The organism is Halomonas sp. KM-1 (assembly GCF_000246875.1).
GTDB lineage: Bacteria > Pseudomonadota > Gammaproteobacteria > Pseudomonadales > Halomonadaceae > Halomonas > Halomonas aerodenitrificans.
This window is the reverse complement of the sequence record NZ_BAEU01000034.1, coordinates 16,939-38,496: the sequence shown is the minus strand read 5'-3', so window position 1 is coordinate 38,496 and position 21,558 is coordinate 16,939. Positions and strand designations below refer to the sequence as shown.

17 protein-coding genes are annotated in these 21,558 nt (G+C 65.6%); 5 read left to right on the top strand and 12 right to left on the bottom strand.

Translation table 11 applies throughout. The features are described 5' to 3' along the window. Window positions 1-188: 188 nt before the first annotated feature. The 12 genes from B8115_RS03010 to B8115_RS02955 all read right to left on the bottom strand — a co-directional run bounded on the left by B8115_RS03010 (window position 189) and on the right by B8115_RS02955 (window position 14,783). Window positions 189-1,226, bottom strand: a complete 1,038-nt coding sequence (locus tag B8115_RS03010; protein WP_010626270.1) for a GlxA family transcriptional regulator — start codon at window positions 1,224-1,226, stop codon at window positions 189-191. Between the two features lie 102 nt (window positions 1,227-1,328). Beyond that, window positions 1,329-2,315, bottom strand: a complete 987-nt coding sequence (gene moaA, locus B8115_RS03005; RefSeq protein ID WP_010626269.1) for a GTP 3',8-cyclase MoaA — start codon at window positions 2,313-2,315, stop codon at window positions 1,329-1,331. Next, a complete protein-coding gene (locus B8115_RS03000; RefSeq protein WP_010626268.1) occupies window positions 2,312-2,731 on the bottom strand; it encodes a putative zinc-binding protein in 420 nt (139 codons plus the stop codon). The genes moaA and B8115_RS03000 overlap by 4 nt, the downstream gene beginning before the upstream one ends. A gap of 43 nt (window positions 2,732-2,774) precedes the next feature. Then, window positions 2,775-3,518 (bottom strand): Crp/Fnr family transcriptional regulator, encoded by a 744-nt coding sequence (locus B8115_RS02995; protein WP_010626267.1) that lies wholly within the window; start codon window positions 3,516-3,518, stop codon window positions 2,775-2,777. Further along, window positions 3,478-4,719: a gephyrin-like molybdotransferase Glp gene (glp, locus tag B8115_RS02990; RefSeq protein ID WP_010626266.1), complete on the bottom strand. Its 1,242-nt coding sequence runs from the start codon at window positions 4,717-4,719 to the stop codon at window positions 3,478-3,480. The genes B8115_RS02995 and glp overlap by 41 nt, the downstream gene beginning before the upstream one ends. Beyond that, window positions 4,716-5,300, bottom strand: a complete 585-nt coding sequence (moaB, locus tag B8115_RS02985) for a molybdenum cofactor biosynthesis protein B (RefSeq protein WP_010626265.1) — start codon at window positions 5,298-5,300, stop codon at window positions 4,716-4,718. Before moaB ends, glp begins: the two co-directional genes overlap by 4 nt. Window positions 5,301-5,475: 175 nt before the next feature. After that, entirely contained in the window at window positions 5,476-6,297 is an 822-nt protein-coding gene (locus tag B8115_RS02980) for a peptidylprolyl isomerase (protein WP_010626264.1), read from the bottom strand. Window positions 6,298-6,494: 197 nt separating this feature from the next. Beyond that, window positions 6,495-7,184: a respiratory nitrate reductase subunit gamma gene (gene narI, locus B8115_RS02975; RefSeq protein ID WP_010626263.1), complete on the bottom strand. Its 690-nt coding sequence runs from the start codon at window positions 7,182-7,184 to the stop codon at window positions 6,495-6,497. Window positions 7,185-7,196: 12 nt separating this feature from the next. Further along, entirely contained in the window at window positions 7,197-7,985 is a 789-nt protein-coding gene (gene narJ, locus B8115_RS02970; protein ID WP_010626262.1) for a nitrate reductase molybdenum cofactor assembly chaperone, read from the bottom strand. After that, window positions 7,978-9,540, bottom strand: coding sequence for a nitrate reductase subunit beta (gene narH, locus B8115_RS02965; RefSeq protein WP_010626261.1), 1,563 nt, complete (start codon window positions 9,538-9,540; stop codon window positions 7,978-7,980). Before narH ends, narJ begins: the two co-directional genes overlap by 8 nt. Continuing rightward, the gene (locus B8115_RS02960) at window positions 9,537-13,301 is read right to left on the bottom strand and encodes a nitrate reductase subunit alpha (protein ID WP_010626260.1); all 3,765 of its coding nucleotides are present in this window, start codon (window positions 13,299-13,301) and stop codon (window positions 9,537-9,539) included. Before B8115_RS02960 ends, narH begins: the two co-directional genes overlap by 4 nt. A 198-nt stretch (window positions 13,302-13,499) precedes the next feature. Next, a complete protein-coding gene (locus B8115_RS02955) occupies window positions 13,500-14,783 on the bottom strand; it encodes an MFS transporter (protein ID WP_010626259.1) in 1,284 nt (427 codons plus the stop codon). 198 nt (window positions 14,784-14,981) lie between these two features. On the opposite strand from B8115_RS02955, the gene B8115_RS02950 reads away from it, so the two are divergent. The 5 genes from B8115_RS02950 (at window position 14,982) to B8115_RS02930 (ending at window position 21,550) form a co-directional block, all read left to right on the top strand. Then, entirely contained in the window at window positions 14,982-16,874 is a 1,893-nt protein-coding gene (locus B8115_RS02950) for a histidine kinase (RefSeq protein ID WP_010626258.1), read from the top strand. Between the two features lie 5 nt (window positions 16,875-16,879). After that, a complete protein-coding gene (narL, locus tag B8115_RS02945) occupies window positions 16,880-17,545 on the top strand; it encodes a two-component system response regulator NarL (protein ID WP_010626257.1) in 666 nt (221 codons plus the stop codon). Window positions 17,546-17,831: 286 nt separating this feature from the next. Beyond that, on the top strand, window positions 17,832-19,463 hold the full coding sequence (locus B8115_RS02940) for an antiporter (protein ID WP_010626256.1): 1,632 nt from the start codon (window positions 17,832-17,834) through the stop codon (window positions 19,461-19,463). Between the two features lie 68 nt (window positions 19,464-19,531). Further along, the gene (locus B8115_RS02935; RefSeq protein WP_010626255.1) at window positions 19,532-19,990 is read left to right on the top strand and encodes a universal stress protein; all 459 of its coding nucleotides are present in this window, start codon (window positions 19,532-19,534) and stop codon (window positions 19,988-19,990) included. Between the two features lie 54 nt (window positions 19,991-20,044). Further along, a complete protein-coding gene (locus tag B8115_RS02930; RefSeq protein ID WP_010626254.1) occupies window positions 20,045-21,550 on the top strand; it encodes an MFS transporter in 1,506 nt (501 codons plus the stop codon). Window positions 21,551-21,558: the final 8 nt, after the last annotated feature.

Here is a 21,558-nt window from a genome sequence, read left to right as displayed (position 1 = left end):
TGAAAAATTTGAAATCCTTATGCTGGGATTAAAGGCAACCGGGAGCAGGAAAGATTGAACGAATGCGACAGGCTTGCTGAATGTCCGAGTCGAGCCGGCCGCCCTGGCATATTGATTCGAGCTGATGAAGCACGCGCCAGGGAAGCGAGCTCAAAGCCGCATGGGGCGGACGGGTGGAGCAGGCCGGCTCAGAGCGCCGGACGGCCCTCGACGTGCAGGAAGAAGGGATCGACCCGGGCGCCTCCCGGCTCGCTGACGCTCTTGCGCATTTCCGACGGCGTCATGCCGAAGGCACTACGAAAGTGGCGCGAGAAGTGGGCCGTATCGGCGAAGCCGCAGCGCTCGCCGATTTCGGTAATGCTCTTGCCGGTGTAGTGCAGCAGCCACACACCGTAGCGCAGGCGCAGGTCGCGGGAGAACTTCTGCGGACTGACGCCGAGCGTCTCCTTGAAGCGGCGCTCCAGATTGCGCCGTGAGGTACCGACCCGCTCGGCGAGCACCTCCATGGAGATCATCTCCCCCAGGTGCTGCTCGAGCAGGGCAATGGCCTTGCGCACCAGGCGGTCCTCGATCTTGCCGAACACCACCGGCTGGGGCTGGGGGTGAACTCCCGTTCGCGCCTCGTCGAGCAGCATGATGTGCAGGCTCTTCATCGCCCATGCCTTGCCCAGGTGACGCTCGATGAGATAGGCGGCCAGGTCCGCTCCCGCCGCGCCACCGGCGCAGGTGAGACGGTCGCCGTCGTCGATGAACAGGCGATCGGCGACGGGCTCGATGGCAGGAAAGCGCTGGATCATGTCGCGGTGGTGATACCAGCTCACGCAGCAGCGGCGCCCCTTCATCAGCCCCGCCTGAATCAGCGCAAAGACCCCGGTGCACAGCCCGACCAGCGGCACCCCGACATCCGCCGAGCGACGCAGATAGGCCAGCGCCGTGGAGTCCACCCGGTCGCGCTCGTCCTGCACCCCGCCGATCACCACGATGTAATCGAAGCTCGCCGGATCGCGGAAGGGCTCGCAGGGCGAGATGGCCGCCCCGCAGCTGGAAGTGGCCTGCTCCCCCGTACTGGTCATGAAGGTCCAGTGGCAGCGCAGCTGGCGGCTGCGGTCACCCTCGTCGGCCGCCAGACGCAGGCAGTCGACGAAGGCCGCAAACGGCAGCAGCGTGAAGCGGTGCAGCAGGACGAAGCCGACCGAGAGCGGTTCTTGCACAGCGACCGGGATCATGAGGAAACGTCCTTTGGGCAGGGCTCGATACTCTACCCCGACATTGCCCCTGACGCCCGTGTCGGTCAAGTCAGCGGGACGATGCGACGAGACAAGCCGCCGTTAGCCCCCGGTCATGTTCATGAAGCGCACCACCTGCACGTCGCCGTCGGTGGTGAAGTGGTGACGTTCGGGCTTCTTCTGCATGGCGGCAACGATGGCGGCCTTGAGCCGTTCCAGATCGCCGGGGTGGCGGCGCATCACCGCGCGCAGGTCGACGGAGTGTTCGTTGCCCAGGCACAGCAGCAGGCGGCCTTCGGCAGTGACCCGCACGCGGTTGCAGGCGGCGCAGAAGTTGTGGCTGTGGGGCGAGATGAAGCCGATGCGCGAGTCGCTGTCGGCCATGCGGTAGTAGCGCGACGGCCCCAGGGTGGTTTCGGTGGTGGGCAGCAGCGTGTGGCGCGTCTCGATGGCGGCGCGCACGTCGTCGCTGGAACAGAAGGTCTCGCCGCGATCGTGGCTCATGTTCTGGCCCAGCGGCATCTCCTCGATAAAGCTGATGTCCACCTCTTCCTTTCTGGCGAACTCCACCAGGTCGAGCACTTCGTCGTCGTTGCGCCCCTTGAGGATCACCGCGTTGAGCTTGATGCGCTGGAAGCCGGCCTCCTTGGCGGCGCGGATGCCGTCGATCACCTTGGCCAGATCGCCGGTGCGGGTCAGGGCGCGGAAGCGCTCGGGATCGAGCGAGTCGAGGCTAACGTTAAGCCGCTTGAGCCCGCCTTGATAGAGCACGCGGGCGTGCTTGACCAGCCCGGCGCCGTTGGTGGTCATGCCGAAGTCGCGCAGGCCGGGCAGCGCGCCGAGTTCGGCTACTAGCTCCTCGATGCCGCGACGCACCAGCGGCTCGCCGCCGGTGAGGCGGATCTTCTCCACGCCCAGCTCGACGAAGGCTCGCGACAGGGTGGCGATCTCTTCCAGGGTCAACAGCCTGGCCCGAGGCAGGAAGGTCATCTCCTCGGCCATGCAATAAACGCAGCGGAAGTCGCAGCGGTCGGTGACGGAGAGGCGGACGTAGCGCACGCTGCGGCCGAAGCCGTCGGTCAGGCTCATGCGTTCTCCTCGGCGTTGACTTCTACGTGAGATACGGCATCCATCGGCAGACGGGCGATCAGCTCGCCGACCTGCTCGGCCACCTCGTTGACGGTTTCGTCGTCGTAGCTCTGGCCGCGACGCTTGCGAAAGCCCTGTTCATAAAGCTTGACGTGTTCGCTGGCGCTCACCCCTGCCCGGGCCAGGCAGTGGGTCACGCAGTGCATCTGGCAGCCGTCGATGGCGACGATGGGCCGCCCCGAGCGGGCGATGCGCACCAGGCCCGGCACACCGCCGCCGACGCCGGAGATGCACGACATCTCGGCCACGCCGGTATGGTCGAGCCGCACGGCCACGTCGTTGGCCAGCTGCGCCACGTCGGAGCAGCCTGAGCAGGAGTAGACCAGGGTGCGAGGTTTGTTCGCGGTTCGGGACATGCAGCCCTCCCTTTTTGCCACGCGCGACCCCGCGCCGACGAACTCAGTCGTCGGCCAGCATGGCGTCGCGCAGTTTCTGCTCGTCGAGCACCGTCAGGCGCTGGCGGTCGATGCCGATCACGCCGCCGTCGCGCAGTTTGGCCAACAGCCGCGACAGGGTCTCCGGCGTCATCGCCAGTTGGGCGGCGAGCCAGCGCTTGGGAATCGACAGGCGCACCACCCGCGGGCTCTTGCTGCGCCCCGCCGGCAGCTGACGCAGGATGTAGCTGACCAGCCGCGACATGGCATCGGCCTGGGTCAGCAGGGCCAGATCCTCGAGACGCTCGGTCAGCTCCAGCGCCAGCCGGCTCATGAACTCGGCGCGGCAGGCGGGCTGGCGGTCCATGATCTCGCGACAGTGCTGAGCGGGAATGGCCAGCACGTGGGTGCGGCGCAGCGCCTCGGCGGAGTAGAGATAGACCCCCGCACTGGAGACCATGCTCAGCTCGCCCAGGGTGCCGCCGCGCTCGACGCAGCGAATGGTGGCCAGGCGGCCGTCGCCCGCGCTGCGCGCCAGGCGCACCGCACCGTTGATGACGATGTAGAGCCAGTGCGCCGGCGCGTCCTGACGAAACAGCCATTCGCGGGTCTTCAGCGACTGCAGCTCGGAGTCCTGCAACAGCGCCGTTACCTCTTCTTCGTCGAGCTCGCTCAACCAGGGCACGCCGTTGACCAGCTCGCGCAGCTGCTTGGGCTTGAACAGCAGGTCAGTCGACGAACTGTCCGGCGGGTAAATAGGGATATTCACGACCTTCCTCCACGTCGGTATCGGCGGCCATCATCAGATAGCCGTGCGCCTGGCTGGCGGCATGCAGCATGTGGGAGCCCTGCCCGCCGGCGAGCAAGGCTACCGGATGGTCGCCCTGCCAGTCGAGCGTCACACGCAGCAACTCGCGCCGCCCTGGACTGCCCCGCCGCGAGAAGCCGGCACGCACACGATAGTGTTGTAGTGGCCCGACGGTGCGGCCCTGGCAGCCCTGAACGAAAGGTCTCGCCAGCAGATGCCAGCCCACCAGGGATGCCACCGGATTGCCCGGCAGGCCCAGCAGCGGCACGCCCTCGGGCGAGCCGTCGTCCAGGTAGCCGAAGGCGAACGGCTTGCCCGGCTTCATCGCCACGCCATGGAACCAGAGCCCACCGAGCTCATCGAGCACGGGCCTGACGTGGTCCTCTTCGCCCACCGACACGCCGCCGGTGCATACCACCAGATTAGCGCCGTCACGGGCGATGGCGAACGCCTCGCGCAAGGCATCGGGATCGTCGGCGATGATGCCGAGATCCAGCACCTCGCAGTCGGCCTGCTCGAGCAGCGCCTTCAGCATCACCCGGTTGCTGTTGTAGACCAGCCCGGGAGCGAATGCCGTGCCCGGCTCGATCAGTTCGTCGCCGGTGGATATCAGCGCCACCTTGAGGCGCGGCAGTACCGGCACCTCGGCGATGCCTTGGCTGGCCAGCAGCGCCAGTGCCGCAGCGTTCAGCGTCCAGCCTGCCGTCAGCAGCGTGTTGCCCTTACGGTACTCCTCCCCGCGGCGGCGAATGTTGGCCCCTGGCTTCGCTTCGCCGACCACGTGCATGCGCCCCGCTTCGTCCAGGCATACCCGCTCCTGGGGCACCACGCAGTCGGCTCCCTCGGGCACCGGCGCGCCGGTGAAGATACGCGCGCAGCCGCCTGCGGGCAGCGGCTCGATGGCCGCACCCGCCGGCACCCGCATGACCACCGGCAGGCCGGCGTCGCTGAGTTCCGCCAGGCGCAGGGCATAACCGTCCATCGCGCTGTTGTCGATGCCGGGCATGTCGAGCCGTGCCGTCAGGTCGCGGGCCAGCACGCGCCCGGCGGCACGCTCCAGCGCCACGGGCTCCTCTCCCCGCACCGGCTCGGCCGCGGCGATCATCCGCGCTCGCGCCACGTCCAGGTCGAGTAATCCTTTGGCAAGCGTGGCACAGCTCATGCGCGCACACCTTGACCGTGGTTAGGTACCGATTCGACGCTGCGTGACTCGCAGCAGTGCTGCTCGGGCAGCACCATGGCGACGAAGTTGCACGGTCGGGTGCGAGCATCGAGCTGGCTGGCCAGAATGCCGTCCCACGCCGTGGCGCAGGCCTTGGGCGAGCCGGGCATGGCAAAGATCAGGGTGCGGTTGGCCACCCCGCCCACCGCCCGCGACTGCACGGTGGAGGGGCCGATACTGTCGAACGAGAGCTGGCGGAACAGCTCGCCGTAGCCGTCGATGGCACGGTCGAACAGCGGTGCGAGAGCCTCGGGTGTGGTGTCGCGCACGGTGAAGCCGGTACCGCCGTTGACCAGGATGACCTGCACGTCGTCGCGTATCACCCACTTGGAGACCACTGCGCGAATCCGGTAGATGTCGTCGGGCACGATGCGCCGGTCGACCAGGGCATGGCCGGCCTCGGAAAGCCGCTCGCTGAGCAGGTCGCCGCTGCCGTCGCGGTCGAAGCCACGAGTATCGGACACGGTCAGCACGGCGATACCGAGCGGCACGAAGCGAGCGTTGGCGTGAACATGGGACATGAAAAGTCCTCCTTCTCCTCACTACCCGCCATGCGAGCAGCGTAACCAATACGTGGAGAAATCGCCGAGCGGGATGAATCGCAAGGCGCACGCAGCGCAGCAACCGGAGCCTAGTGGTTTCTAGGTGAGGATTGCGAGCAGCGCGCAACACAGCGATTCGCCCGCGCAGGCATTTCTACTGCATCAAGCTGCCGGCGGCGTTGTCGTCGAGCTCGATTCCTTCGACGCCGATCTCCTCTTCCAGCGCCAGCAAATAGTGGCGCAGGGCGCGGCGAGTGGCCTGTTCACGTAGGGTGTGGCGCACGCGCTCGGCGACCTGCTCGAAGGGCAGGCGCTGACCGCCTTCGCGCGCGTCGATGCTCACCAGGTGCCAGCCGTAGCGCGAGGCCAGCGGACGGTCGTGTAGCCCTTCGGGCAGGTGCTGCAGGGCGCGGTCGAGTTCGGCCACGGTCTGCCCTTGCGCCAGCCAACCCAGCTCGCCACCCTCGCTCTTCGAGGGGCAGGCGGAGTGGCGCATGGCGAATTCGGTGAAGCGCTCGGGAATTGCCGCGAGCTCTTCGAGCAGCGTTTCGCCCAGACGATACTGCGCATCGCGCGCCTCGGCATCGTCGGGAGCGGCAGCCAGCAGAATGTGGCGAACGGCGATGCGAGTCGGTGCGCTGAAGCGCTCGGGCTCGGCGTCGAAGAAGCGGCGGCAGGCCTCTTCTTCGGGCTCCGGGACATCCAGTTCCTGTTCGAGCAGGGTGGCGATGGCGGCGTCGTGCTCGCTTTCGTCCCGGGAATCCGCGCTCAGCAGACCGAGCTCGACGGCGCGCTGGCGCAGCAGTTCGCGAACCACCAGGGCGCGGGCGGCCGCAAGCTTCGCCTCGTCGGCGCTCGCTGCCGGGTGGTACTGCATCTCGCGGGCGATGCTCTCTTCGTCGATCGACTTGTCCCCGACCTTGACGGGCGGCGGGGCGTAGCGGCCCGGCAACTGTGCGATCTCGATCATTTGCATGATGCTGATCCTCTAATACATGACATAAGCGGCTGTCGATGCCCGGGGCTGTTCCGTCGACAGGCCTGCGAGGAGGCGCTGTGAACCCATCCCTGGGCGCTACTTTTGCCATCCATGGCAAAAGACCTCCTCGTCCACCTTTCCCCGGCCCTTGAGTGGTGCCATTGCTCGCAAAGCTAAGCGAGCGCTTGAACCTGTCAGGCCCCGCCGGTGCGACGACGCACGATCTGGTAGCGCCGTCCCAGGTAGCCCATCGGCGCGCTCCACACGTGAACCAGGCGGGTGAAGGGGAAGACCAGGATGATGGTCAGACCCACCAGGATGTGCAGCTTGTAGATCCAGCTCACCCCCTCCAGATAAGCGGCAGCACCGCCCTGGAAGAACACGATGGACTGCGCCCAGCCGGAGAACTGCAGCATCTTGCTACCGTCCAGGTGGCCCAGAGTGGGCAGGATGGTGAGCAGGCCGAGCGCCACCTGAAGCACCAGCAGCCCGATGATCACGGTGTCCATGGTGCTGGAAGAGGCGCGCACCCGCGGGTTGGTGAGGCGACGATGGAACAGCATGGCGCCGCCCACCAGACACATCACGCCGGCGATACCGCCCACCACCACGGCGATCACCTGCTTGGAGCCGGCACTGATGAAGGGGCTGTAGACCCAGTGCGGCGTGAGCAGGCCGGCCAGATGGCCGAAGAAGATCACGATGATGCCGATATGGAACAGGTTGCTGGCCAGGCGCATGTTCTTCGACGACAGCATCTGGCTGGAGCCGGTCTTCCAGGTAAACTGACCCTGGTCGTAGCGCAGCAGGCTGCCGATCAGGAAGACGCTGCCGGCGAGGTAGGGGTAGAGCCCGAACAGCAGGGTATCGATGTAGTTGCTCATGACAGGTCTCCGTTAGTGTTTCTTGGCGGCATCGACGGGGTCGAGGATGCGAATCGCCTCGCCCTGCACCTGCCGCTTGCGCTCGGCCAGGCGGCGCCCTTCGGCGGACTGCAGCGCGCAATCCTCGTCGGACTTGGCGGAGAAACGCACCGCCTCCTCCTCCCACACCGCGTCCAGCGCTTCGGGGGTGTCGTCGCGCTTCTCGCTGACCACCGCCTGACGCTGCGCCTCGATGTCCTCTTCGGCGTCGATCAGCGCCAGCAGTGCGCGGGTTACCAGGGCCTGGTCGGCGCCGCGCTCCTCGAGGCGTGCGGTGAGCAGCGCCAGGATGTGGCGGATCTCGCCCAGCCAGCGGCCGATCTCCTCGTCGCTGCGGGTGGAGAGGTACTCCAGGAACAGCGGCAGGTAGTCGGGCAGTTCGCGGGCGTCGAGCTCGAAACCGGCGGCCTTGTACTCGTCGATCAGGTCGACCATGGCCTGGCCGCGATCGCGGGACTCGCCGTGCACGTGTTCGAACAGCAGCAGCGAGTGGGCGCGGCCCTTGTCGAACAGCGCCACGTACTCGGACTGCAGCTCGAGCAGGTCGCCGTCTGCGATGCGCTGGCACCAGCTCATCAGGTCGGCCTTGAGCGCCGCCGAGAGGCGGCGCTCGACGTAGAGCGCCTCGATCAGTTCATCCACCGCGCCCTGCAGCGCCTCGGTGGGGTAGTCCAGCAGGCGGGCCAGCACGCGCAGGCTGCGCATGCCGAACTCCGGCTGGATCATCGCCTCGTGGGGCATCTGGAGTGCTGCATCAGCCATGGTGAGTCTCCTTGGCGCCAGTTTTCGGGTCGAACACGTCCACCGGCTTGACCAGCGCGCTGGTCTGCTTGCGGCCGTTGAACAGACTCGGCTTGCTCTCGCCGTGGCAGCCGTCGCCGAAGCTGAAGCCGCAGCCGCCGCGCTCGGGGAACGCTTCGGTGGCCATCTCGCGGTGGCTGGTGGGGATCACGAAGCGATCCTCGTAGTTGGCGATGGCCAGGTAGCGGTACATCTCTTCCACCTGAGCCTCGCTGAGACCCACGGCGTCGAGCACCTCGGTGTCGTGCTTGCCTTCGACGTGCTTGTTGCGCATGAAGACGCGCATCGCCATCAGCCGCTTGAGCGCCAGCACCACGGGCTCTTCCTCACCGGCGGTGAGCATGTTGGCCAGGTAGCGCACCGGGATGCGCAGCGACTCGATCTTGGGCAGCACGCCGTCGTACTCGACCTTGCCGGCCTCGGCGGCCGACTGGATCGGCGACAGCGGCGGCACGTACCAGACCATCGGCAGGGTGCGGTACTCGGGGTGCAGCGGCAGCGCCAGCCCCCAGTCCATGGCCATCTTGTAGACCGGGCTCTCCTGAGCGGCCTTGATCACGTTGTCGGTAATGCCGTCCTTCTTGGCCTGGGCGATCACCTCGGGGTCGTTGGGGTCGAGGAATATCTCGCACTGCCGGTGGTAGAGGTCGCGCACGTCCGGCGAGCTGGCCACTTCCTCGATGCGGTCGGCGTCATACAGCAGCACGCCGAGGTAGCGGATGCGACCCACGCAGGTCTCGGAGCAGATCGTCGGCATGCCCGACTCGATGCGCGGGTAGCAGAAGATGCACTTCTCGGATTTGCCGGTCTTCCAGTTGTAGTAGATCTTCTTGTACGGGCAGCCGGAGATGCACATCCGCCAGCCGCGGCACTTGTCCTGGTCGATCAGGACGATGCCGTCCTCCTCGCGCTTGTAGATCGCGCCGCTCGGGCACGAGGCCACGCACGCCGGGTTCAAGCAGTGCTCGCACAGGCGCGGCAGGTACATCATGAAGGTGTTCTCGAACTGGCCGTAGATGTCGGCCTGCACCTGCTCGAAGTTCTTGTCCTTGCGGCGCTTGGCGAACTCGGTGCCGAGGATCTCCTCCCAGTTGGGACCCCATTCGATCTTCTTCATGCGCTCGCCGGAGATCAGCGAGCGGGGACGCGCCACCGGCTGGTGATCGCCCTGCTTGGCGGTATGCAGATGCTGATAGTCGAAGTCGAATGGCTCGTAGTACTCGTCGATCTCGGGCAGGTCGGGGTTGGCGAAGATGTTCGCCAGCACCCGCCACTTGCCGCCGATACGCGGCTCGATCTTGCCGTCCTTGCGGCGCATCCAGCCGCCCTTCCACCTGTCCTGGTTCTCCCACTCCTTGGGATAGCCGATACCGGGCTTGGTCTCGACGTTGTTGAACCAGGCGTACTCCAGACCTTCACGGCTGGTCCAGACGTTCTTGCAGGTGACCGAGCAGGTGTGACAGCCGATGCACTTGTCGAGGTTGAGGACCATGCCTACCTGGGAACGAATCTTCATTTCACGGTCTCCTGCACGCTGTCGTTGCCTTCGCCATCCAGCCAGTCGATTCGGTTCATCTTGCGGATGAGGACGAATTCATCGCGGTTGGAACCAACGGTGCCGTAGTAGTTGAAGCTGTAAGAGAGCTGCGCGTAGCCGCCGATCATGTGGGTCGGCTTCGGGCACACCCGGGTCACGGAGTTGTGCATGCCGCCGCGGGTCTTGGTGACTTCGGAGCCCGGCACGTTCACCTGACGCTCCTGGGCGTGGTACATCATCACCATGCCGTCCTTGACCCGCTGACTGACGATGGCCCGAGCGGTGATGGCGCCGTTGGCGTTGAACAGCTCGATCCAGTCGTTGTCCTCGATGCCGATCTCCTGGGCGTCGTTCTCCGACATCCACACCACCGGACCGCCGCGGTTGAGCGTCAGCATCAGCAGGTTGTCGCTGTAGGTGGAGTGGATGCCCCACTTCTGGTGCGGGGTGATCCAGTTCAGCGCCTTGGTCGGGTTGCCGTTGTCCTCCGGCATCTGGAAGCCGGTGATGGTCTTGGTGTTGATCGGCGGACGGTAGGTCAGCAGGCTCTCACCGAAGGCGCGCATCCAGGGGTGATCCTGGTAGAACTGCTGGCGGCCGCTCACGGTGCGCCACGGAATCAGCTCGTGCACGTTGGTGTAGCCGGCGTTGTAGGAGACGTGCTCGTCTTCCAGGCCGGACCAGGTCGGGCTCGAGATGATCTTGCGCGGCTGAGCGACGATGTCGTGGAAGCGGATCTTCTCCTCGTGCTTGGGCGTGGCCAGGTGGGTGTGGTCGCGTCCGGTGATCTTGGACAGCGCATCCCACGCCTTGACCGCCACCGCACCGTTGGTTTCCGGCGCCAGGGTCAGGATCATCTCGGCGGCATCGATCGCGGTCTCGATCTTCGGCCGGCCCTTGGCGGGACCTTCACTCTTGCGGTAGTTCAGCTTGCCGAGCAGCTCGACCTCGGATTCGGTGTTCCAGGCGATGCCCTTGCCGCCGTTGCCGATGGTCTCGAGCAGCGGGCCAACGGAGGTGAAGCGCTCGTAGGTTTCCGGGTAGTTGCGCTTGACCTCGATCAGCGCCGGCATGGTCTTGCCGGGGATCGGCTCGCACTCGCCCTTCTTCCAGTCCTTCACTTCGGGCTGGGCCAGCTCCGCCGGGGAGTCGTGCTGGTGCGGCAGGGTGACCAGATCGGTCTCCTCGCCCAGATGGCCCACGCACACCTCGGAGAACGCCTTGGCGATGCCCTTGTAGATGTCCCAGTCGCTGCGCGACTCCCACGCCGGGTCGGTGGCCGCGGTCAGCGGGTGGATGAACGGGTGCATGTCCGAGGTGTTGAGGTCGTTCTTCTCGTACCAGGTGGCCGTCGGCAGCACCACGTCGGAGTAGAGGCAGGTAGAGGACATGCGGAAGTCCAGCGTGACCACCAGGTCGAGCTTGCCTTCCGGCGCCTCGTCGTGCCACTTCACCTCTTCCGGCTTCTGGCCGCCCATCTCGCCCAGGTCCTTGCCCTGGATGCCGTTACGGGTGCCCAGCAGGTACTTGAGCATGTACTCGTGGCCCTTGCCCGAGCTGCCCAGCAGGTTGGAGCGCCACACGAACAGGTTGCGCGGGAAGTTCTGCGGGCTGTCCGGATCCTCCGCGGCGAACGCCAGCTCGCCGCTCTTGAGCTGCTGGACGGCGTAGTCCTTGGTCGACATGCCCGCTTCGGCAGCCGGCTTGGCCAGGCGCAGCGGGTTGGTGCCGAGCTGCGGCGCGGAGGGCAGCCAGCCCATGCGCTCGGAGCGCACGTTGAAGTCGATCAGGCTGCCGGTGTACTTGCTGGGATCGGCCAGCGGCGACAGGATCTCCTTGACCTCGAGCTTCTCGTAGCGCCACTGGGAGGAGTGGTTGTAGAAGAACGAGGTGGAGTTCATGTGGCGCGGCGGACGCTGCCAGTCGAGGCCGAAGGCCAGCGGGGTCCAGCCGGTCTGCGGGCGCAGCTTCTCCTGACCCACGTAGTGGGCCCAGCCGCCGCCGCTCTGGCCGATACAGCCACACATGACCAGCATGTTGATCAGACCGCGGTAGTTCATGTCCATGTGGTACCAGTGGTTCATCGCGGCACCCACGATGACCATGGAACGACCCTGGGTCTTGTCGGCGTTGTCGGCGAACTCACGGGCGATACGGGCGACCTGCTCGGCGGGCACGCCGGTGATCTTCTCCTGCCAGGCCGGGGTGTAGGGGCGGATCTGGTCGTAGGAGGTGGCGCCGTCGTCCTCGCCTTCCTTGCCGAAGCCGCGGTCGATGCCGTAGTTGGCGCACATCAGGTCGAACACGGTGACGGCCAGGATCTCCGTGCCGTCGGCCTTCTTCAGGCGCTTGGCGGGCAGGCTGTGGAACAGCAGCTCGTTGCCGGCCACATGATCGAAGTGCTCGTGGGCGATGCCGCCGAAGTAGGGGAACGCCACCCTGGCCACGTCGTCATGGCTCTCGGCCAGGGTCAGCAGCGGCTTGATCTCGGCGCCGTCGGCGCTGCGCTCCTCGAGGTTCCACTTGCCCTGGTTCTCTTCGCTCTCACCCCAGCGGAAACCGATGGAGCCGTTGGGCACGACGAGGCTATCGGACAGCTCGTCCCACGCCACGGTCTTCCACTCGGGGTTGTTGTCCTGCCCCATGTTGCCGTCGAAGTCGCTGGTACGCAGCTGCTTGCCGGGCACGAAGCTGCCGTCCTCACGCGCTTCGAGCTCGACCAGGAAAGGCATGTCGGAGTACTTGCGCACGTACTCGGTGAAGTAGGCGCTGGGCTTGTCGAGGTGGAACTCCTTGAGGATGACGTGGCCCATGGCCATGCCGAGGGCGGCGTCGGTGCCCTGCTTGACCGACAGCCACTCGTCGGTGAGCTTGGAGACCTCGGCATAGTCCGGGGTGATAGAGACGGTCTTGGTGCCCTTGTAGCGCACTTCGGTGAAGAAGTGGGCGTCCGGGGTACGGGTCTGGGGCACGTTGGAACCCCAGGCGATGATGTAGCCGGAGTTGTACCAGTCGGCCGATTCCGGCACGTCGGTCTGCTCGCCCCAGGTCTGCGGGCTGGCCGGCGGCAGGTCGCAGTACCAGTCGTAGAAGCTCATGCACACGCCGCCGATCAGCGACAGGTAGCGGCTGCCCGCGGCGTAGCTGACCATCGACATGGCCGGGATCGGCGAGAAGCCGATGATGCGGTCGGGGCCGAACTGCTTGGCGGTGTAGACGTTGGAGGCGGCGATCAGCTCGTTGAGCTCATCCCAGTTGGCACGCACGAAGCCGCCCATGCCGCGGGCGCGCTTGTACTGCTTGGTCTTGGCCGGGTCGGAGACGATGGAAGCCCAGGCATCTACCGGGTCGCCGTGCTGCTGCTTGGCCTCGCGCCACAGCTTGAGCAGCGGCTTGCGGATCAGCGGGTACTTGAGGCGGTTGGCGCTGTACATGTACCAGGAGTAGCTGGCGCCACGCGGGCAGCCCCGCGGCTCATGGTTGGGCAGGTCCGGGCGGGTACGCGGGTAGTCGGTCTGCTGGGTTTCCCAAGTGACCAGGCCGTTCTTGACGTAGATCTTCCAGCTGCAGGAGCCGGTACAGTTCACGCCGTGGGTGGAACGCACGACCTTGTCGTGCTGCCAGCGCTGACGATAGCCGTCCTCCCAGCCACGGGACTCCTCGCGGGTCTCGCCATGCTCGTTGGCGAAGGGCTCGCGGGCCTTACGGAAGAAATTCAGCCGATCTAAGAAGTGACTCATGGTCGATCTCCAGGCTTCTTGAAGTGTTGCGTGGCACCCGGGCCACCCCGCCTGCCGTGTCGTGCGACGTGATCCACACGACCGCCGGGGCAGGTTCTTGAAGCGAAGTCTGGAGCATCGAAAAGCGGATTACTGCCAGGTTACCTCCATATACACCCCGTCTACCCACAAGGTGATAGACCGCTCGGTGAAAGGTGGTTAGTCCGCCTGGGCACGCACTCCCTCCCACAGCATCAGCAGCATGCACACTGCCAGCGCGGCGTAGAGGAACATGAAGCCGGCGGTGCGCACGCCGATCCACTCGTTGCCGAGCACGAACATCAGCGGCAGCACGGCGGCGAACAGCCCGCCCAGGGCCAGCGCCAGCCCGCCCGAGCGCACCATGTCGTCACCGTATTCGCGGTGCAGCAGGCACATCAGGCTGCCCTTGCCGATGCCCATGGCCAGCCCCATCACCGCAAGCAGCGCGGTGAAGCCGTAAAGCGGCATGGAGAAAACGAGCGTGAGGTCGCCATGCACGCCATGGATCTGCATGGTGAAGTCGGGATAGGAGAGCAGGAACAGGCACACCATGACGCAGGCGCTGACCCACCAGCGCAAATCGCGGAAATCGCGCCGGTCGGCCAAGGCGCCACCGACGATCTGACCCACCCCGCCAGGCAGGGTGAAGGCCAGCGCCCACAGCGCGGCCAGCTTGAGCGAAAGCTGATACTGCGCCGCCAGATAGCCCGGCAACCACAGCGCCAGCGCCACGAAGGCGCCGTAGAAGAAGCTGTAGTAGAGCGCCAGACGGCACACCGCAGGCGGCGGCAGCCAGCACCGGCGCACCCGAACGTACTCGGGCGAGGGTTCGAGATCATCGAGTGCTTCGACCGACAGGGAGACCTTCCTCGGCGCATCCTCGGCGAACACCCACAACAGCAGTGCCACCAGCAGCACCGGCAGCAGGTAGAGCTTGGGCGCCATGGGCCAGCCGTAGGCCTGGCTGATCAGGGGCAACAGGAAGTAGGTCAGCCCCGCCCCCAGCATGCCGGCGCCGTAGAGCCCCAGCGCTAGCCCGGCATGACGCCGCGGGCACAGCGCCGCCACGTAGACCAGGCCGGCAGCCAGCGAGCCGGCCCCCAGCCCCAGCCCGGCACCGGCCAGCAGAAACTCCAGGTAAGCGTCGGAGTGGGCAATCGCCCACAGGAAGGGACAGATCAGCAGCAGACAGCCGATCATCACCCGCCGCCCGCCGAGGCGATGCGCCAGCACCGCCATGGGCAGCGCCGCCAGCGCACCGGTGAACATCGGCATGGCCAGCAGCAGGGCAAACTGTACTTCGCCGAAGTGCAGCACGCGCTTCAGCTCGACGCCCAGCACGGCGAAGATGGTCCAACTGGCGAACACCAGCGCGAAGGCCAGCGGCGACAACAGCACGACCACCAGCGAACGGTAGTCGACCTGCGCGCCCAGCGGCGGGGCTTTTACGGCAGGCTGCATGAACGGTTTGTCTCATGGGGTGGTCGAAGAGATTCTCGTTTCCGTCCCCTGTCAGGTCAAAAGGGCAAGCGAGGTACCTCTTTGGTGGCAGAACACCGTATCGACAGGTAGGATGCGCCGCCAGCTCTTGGGGTTTAATGTCGCTGAGGAGTTATAGTGTCGACATGCCCCGCGCCTTTGTGGAGACGCCCGCCGTCAATGAAACTGCTGCAACGTTCCCTCGTGGCCCGTATCGTCGCTTCGCTGCTGGCGATCAGCGCCATGGCCCTTATCAGCATCGTGGTGACCATGGCCGTGGCCGGTGGCAGCCGGGGCGACGCCGCGGCGATCAACGTCGCCGGCTCGCTGCGCATGAATACCTACCAGATCGTGGCCGCGCTGCAGCGTTACGAACGCGTTCCCTCGCTGGAGCATCGGGCCGAGGTGCACGTACTCAAGCGGCGCTTCGAGGAGCGCCTGGCCAGCGACGAGCTGACTGGGGCGATTCCGGTTTCCGAAGCCCATGAGCTGCGTCGCCAATATCGCCTGATACTCGGCCGCTGGCACAACGAACTGGCCCCCCAGGTGAGCGAGGCGGTGGCCAGCCAGTACGTGCGCATCGAGCCGCTCAACCGCACCCTGGACGGCCTGGTGGGCGACATCGACACCATGGTCAAGCAGCTCGAGCAGAACACGGAAGCCAAGATCCGCCTGCTCAGTGCGCTGCAGATCCTGTTCCTGGGCCTGACGGCGGTGGTCGTGGCCATCGCGCTCTACGACATTCGCCACAACTTGGTGGCGCCGCTGCGCCAGCTGATGGTGCTGGCCCGCGAGGCCGCGCGGCGCAACTTTTCGCTGCGTACCCAGCTCAAGGGCAGCGATGAACTGGCCATGCTCGGCAAGACCTTCGACACCATGTCCGAGGAGCTGGGCACCAGCTATGCCGAACTCGAGGACAGGGTCAAACGCAAGACCCGGGAGCTCGAGCGCAGCAGCCAGGTGATGCAGGTGCTCCACGACGGCAGCCGCTCGCTCTACGGCGGCGGCAACGACCTGTGTACCAGCGCTGCGCCCATGCTGCGCCGGGTGGCGGAGCTGCTCGACATCGGCCCCATCCGGCTGTCGCTCAACGACCCCCACGACGACCGCCAGATTCCCGTTCTTGCCACACACGCCGCGCGACGTCCGGACTTCTGCCGCGACCACGACTGCCACGCCTGCCTGATCTCCCCGCACCCTATGCGTCTATCCGATACCGAAGAGGGCGACTGCGTGCTGCTGCCGGTGAGCGTGGGCGACGAGATGCTCGGCACCCTGGAAGTCTGGCACCCCAAGGACGAGCGCCTCTCCGACGGCGTGCGGCGACTGCTCAACGCCCTGGCCGACCAGCTGGCCACGGCGGTGTATCTGCAGCGGCGTATCGAAGAGGAGCAGCAGGTCTCGCTGATGAGCGAGCGCACCATCATCGCCCGCGAGCTGCACGACTCCCTGGCCCAGTCGCTCTCCTACCTCAAGATGCAGGTGGCGCGGCTGGAGCGCATGCAGGCCAAGGACGCCCCCAAGGAGATGCAGGCGGCGGTGTTCGACGAGCTGCGCACCGGCCTCAACAGCGCCTATCGTCAGCTGCGTGAGCTGCTCACCACCTTCCGCCTCAAGCTGGAGGGGCCCGGCCTGCAGTCGGCGCTGCAGCAAACCACCGAAGAGTTCGCCGAGCGCATGGGCGCCCCGGTGGAGCTGCACTTCGACGTGCCGCCGCATTTGCTCAACCCCAATGAAGAAATTCACCTGCTGCAGATCGCCCGCGAGGCGCTGAGCAACACGCACAAGCACGCCCAGGCGCACTGGGCCGCCGTCACGGTGAAATTCCATGAAGCGCGTATCCTGCTGCGCATCGAGGACGACGGCGTGGGCCTCGAGAACGACGACTCGCCGCCCATGCACTACGGGCTGATCATCATGCGCGACCGCGCCCACACCCTGAGCGGGGAGCTCAAGCTCTCCAATCGCACCGAGGGCGGCACCTGCGTGGAAGTGGTCTTCACGCCCCAGACGGCGCGACTGATCACCCGCCAGCAAGCCATCGAACCCACCCTTCACGACCAAGGAAACTGAGACCCATGGGCCAGTCAGTCAACGAGACCCCCGCCAGTATCCTGATCATCGACGACCATCCGCTGCTGCGTCGCGGCGTGGCTCAGCTGCTGGAGCTTGAAGAAGACCTCGAACTGGTCGGCGACGCCGGCGAACCGCAGCAGGGCGTACGCATGGCCGCCGAGCTCGACCCCGACATGATCCTGCTCGATCTCAACATGCCGGGCATGGACGGCATCCAGACGCTGAAGGCGCTGCGCGACTCGGGCTATGCCGGACGCATCGTCATGTTCACCGTCTCCGATCACGAGGAGGACCTGGTGGCGGCCCTGCGCGGCGGCGCCGACGGCTACCTGCTGAAGGACATGGAGCCCGAGGAGATGGTGCGTCAGCTGCGCCAGGCGGCACTGGGTCGCATGGTGGTGAGCGAGAGCCTCACCGCCCTGCTGGCCGAGGCGCTGCGCAACCAGCGCTCAGCCCCGGCCACGCCGGACATCCACAGCCTGACCCAGCGCGAGCGCGAGATCCTGCGCGAGCTGGCCGGCGGTCTCTCGAACAAGCTGATTGCACGCAAGCTCGACATCTCCGAGGGCACGGTGAAGGTCCACGTGAAGCACCTGCTGAAGAAGCTCAATCTGCGCTCGCGGGTAGAAGCTGCGGTGTGGGCCGTGCAGGAAGGCATCGATAGGTAGAAAGCTGGGGAATACCCCCGGTTCTGTGTGGATACCTCCAAAGACTTCCAGGCGCCGACAAGGCGCCTTTTTCTTGCCCCGGCGCTTTTCTCTTCGTCAACAAAACAACGACTTAGCCAAATACCCCTGCTACCTCTCAAGAGGTATTTCCCTGATTTTTCGGCATTTTCGGCCGGTTTCGCCGCCCTTTTCCCGGGCGTATCTTTGCCTCAACCGAACCTGAATTGATCCCGGTCAGGACGGATGTCGCAAGGCGGGATCAGTGGAAACTCAAGGGGAAAACGTCATGGCTAAATCGAGCGCCGATATCGGCAAGCTCGGTGCCGGCAGACCGAAAAATGCCGACATCGAGCACTGGGATATCGAAAACGAACAGTTCTGGGAGCAGGAGGGCAAACGCGTCGCCTCCCGCAACCTGTGGATCTCCATCCCCAGCCTGCTGATGGGCTTCGCGGTGTGGATGATGTGGGGCATGATCACCACCCAGATGCAGAACCTGGGCTTCCCCTTCGCCGTCGATCAGCTCTTCATGCTGACCGCCATCGCCGGCCTCTCCGGGGCCACCCTGCGCATTCCCGCCTCGTTCATGATCCGTATCGCCGGCGGGCGCAATGCCGTGTTCTTCACCACCGCGCTGCTGATGATCCCCGCCTTCGGCACCGGCGCCGCGCTGATGAACCCCGACACGCCGTTCTGGGTGTTCCAGGTCCTGGCGCTGCTCTCGGGCATCGGCGGCGGAAACTTCGCCGCCTCGATGAGCAACATCTCCACCTTCTTCCCCAAGAAGAAGCAGGGCTACGCTCTGGGCATGAACGCCGGCCTGGGCAACTTCGGCGTCACCACCATGCAGATCCTGATCCCGCTGGTGATGACCGTGGGCATCTTCGGCGCCATTGCCGGTGGCTCCATGGAGCTGCAGAGCGCCAGCGGCACGCTGATCGGCCGCATCGAGGCGGGCACGCCGACCTGGATCCAGAACGCCGGCTTCATCTGGCTGGTGTTCCTGGTGCCGCTGGCCTTCCTCGGCTGGTTCGGCATGAACAACCTGCGTCCCATCACGCCCAACCCGGGCACGCCGATGCAGGCCTTCGGCAAGATCCTCGGCCTCTACGGCGTGGGCGTCATCGCCACCGTGGTGGGTATCGTCACCCTGCAGTGGTTGGGCATGTGGGTCGCCCTGCCGGTCACCATCCTGCTGACCCTGGGGCTGATGCGCCTGATCCCCGGTGAGATCAAGCCCAACATCCAGAAGCAGTTCGCCATCTTCTCGAACAAGCACACCTGGTCGATGACGGTGCTCTACATCCTGACCTTCGGCTCGTTCATCGGCTTCTCCGCCGCGCTGCCGCTGTCGATCAACGTCATCTTCGGCAACATGATGGAAGTGGCCGCCGACGGCAGCGTGACCCGCGTGGTCAACCCCAACGGCCCCAGCGCCCTGACCTGGGCCTGGATCGGGCCCTTCGTTGGCGCCCTGATCCGCCCCTTCGGCGGCTGGGTCTCCGACAAGGTGGGCGGCTCCATCGTCACCCAGGTGATCTCGGTGGTCATGGTGGTGGCCTCGGCGGTGACCGGCTACGTGATGATGCTGGCCTACAACTCCACCGACCCCAACAGCTACTTCGCCCTGTTCATGCTGCTGTTCGTGATCCTGTTCGCTGCCAGCGGCATCGGCAACGGCTCCACCTTCCGCAGCATCGGCGTGATCTTCAACGCCCAGCAGAAGGGCCCGGTACTGGGCTGGACCTCCGCCGTGGCCGCCTACGGCGCCTTCATCGCCCCGGTGGTGATGGGTGGCCAGATCCGTGCCGGCACCCCCGAGCTCGCCATGTACGGCTTCGCGATCTTCTACGCGGTGTGCCTGCTGATCAACTGGTGGTTCTACCTGCGCCCCGGCGCCGAGATCAAGAATCCCTGAAATGCCGTCCGTGCTCCGGCTGCACGCCGGAGCACACCCCTTACCCTTGCCTTCTTCGGAGGGATGTCATGAAAGTCATGATCGCTTATGACGGCTCACGCAACGCCAAGCTGGCCCTGGCGCAGACCGTCAGCCTGTTTCGCTGCAACGCCCCCACGCTGATCCTGGTCGGCGTGGCGGAGAACCCCGGCGACGCCACCGACGCCAACGAGGAGCTGTTCCAGCAGGAGTATGAGGAGCTCAAGGCCGCGCTCAAGGAGGGCGCCGACTTCGCCCATCAGGAGGGCTTCGAGGTCGACTGGGTACTGGCCGAAGGCGACGCCCGCAAGATGCTGCTGCAAGCCACCAAGAAGCATACCCCCGACATGCTGGTCATCGCCCGCCACAGCAGCAAGCCCGACGGCGGCATCATCGCCCAGTCGTTGAGCTACTTCGTCGACGAACTCGATTACATGACCTTCGGCAAGGTCAGCTCGTTTCTCGCCCGGCGCGTCGAATGTCCGCTCTTGATTCTGCCAAGCCCGTGACGGCGATCCCGTCATGCGTGGCTAATTTCGCTTTCACTTCAGGATGATACGACCATGAAAGTGTCTTCCATCTTCAAGTTTCGCAGTCCGGAGATCAGAGCTCTTCACCTGACCTGGATCGCCTTCTTCATCACCTTCTACGTCTGGTTCAACATGGCGCCCTTGGCATCGAGCATGCTCAAGAGCGTCGACTGGCTGACCCGCGACGACATCCGCCTGTTCGCCATCGTCAACGTGGCGCTGACCATCCCGGCACGTATCATCGTCGGCATGGCGCTGGACCGCTTCGGCCCGCGCCGGGTGTTCTCGGTGCTGATGGTCTCCATGGCCGTTCCGGCACTCGTGTTCGCCTTCGGCAACACCATGTCGCAGTTGCTGATCTCGCGCCTGGTGCTCAGCTCCATCGGCGCCAGCTTCGTGGTCGGTATCCACATGACCGCGCTGTGGTTCAAGCCCAAGGACATCGGCTTCGCCGAAGGCTTCTACGCCGGCTGGGGCAACTTCGGTTCCGCCGTGGCCGCCATGACGTTGCCCACCATCGCCCTGACCATGTTCGGCGGTGCCGACGGCTGGCGCTACGCCATCGGCATGAGCGCCATCGTGATGGCCGCCTACGGCGTGTTCTACTGGTTCGCCATCACCGACGGCCCCGACGCCCGCGCCCACCGCAAGCCGCGCAAGGCGCTGGCCATGGAAGTGAGCTCCTGGCGCGACATGGTCCTGCTGATCCTGTGGACCATCCCGCTGGTGGGCTGTCTGGCCATCCTGGTATGGCGCATCGAGGGCATGGGCTACCTCTCCTCCACCGGCGCGCTGATCTGCTACGCGGTGATCGCCGCCGTGGTGGTCTATCAGATCGTGCAGATCCTGCGGGTCAACGTCCCGATCCTCAAGAAGGGCGTACCGGAGGACGACAAGTACTCCTTCGGCAGCGTGGCGGCCCTCAACAGCACCTACTTCGCCAATTTCGGCGCCGAGCTGGCGGTGGTTTCCATGCTGCCGATGTTCTTCGAGGAGACCTGGGGGTTGACCGCCGCCGCGGCGGGCATGATCGCCGCCTCGTTCGCCTTCGTGAACCTGGTGGCACGCCCCATGGGCGGCCTGGTGTCCGACCGCATGGGCAACCGCCGCTTCGTCATGCTCAGCTACATGTTCGGCATCGGTATCGGCTTCGTGCTGATGGCCCTGCTCAACTCCAACTGGCCGCTGATCATCGCCATCGCCATCACCATCTTCACCTCCTTCTTCGTGCAGGGGGCGGAGGGCGCCACCTTCGGCATCATCCCCTCGATCAAGCGCCGCATCACCGGCCAGATCTCGGGCATGGCCGGCGCCTACGGCAACGTGGGAGCGGTGGTCTACCTGACCATCTTCACCTTCGTCACCCCGACCCAGTTCTTCTACATCATCGCCGGCGGCGCCTTCCTCAGCTGGCTGATCTGTCTGATCTGGCTGAAGGAGCCGGAAGGCGCGTTCGACGAGGAGTACTACGTCTCCTCGGTGGACCGCATGATCGAAGAGCAGGAACTGGCCGCGGCACAGGCGCAAGGCAAGTCATGAGGGTGGGT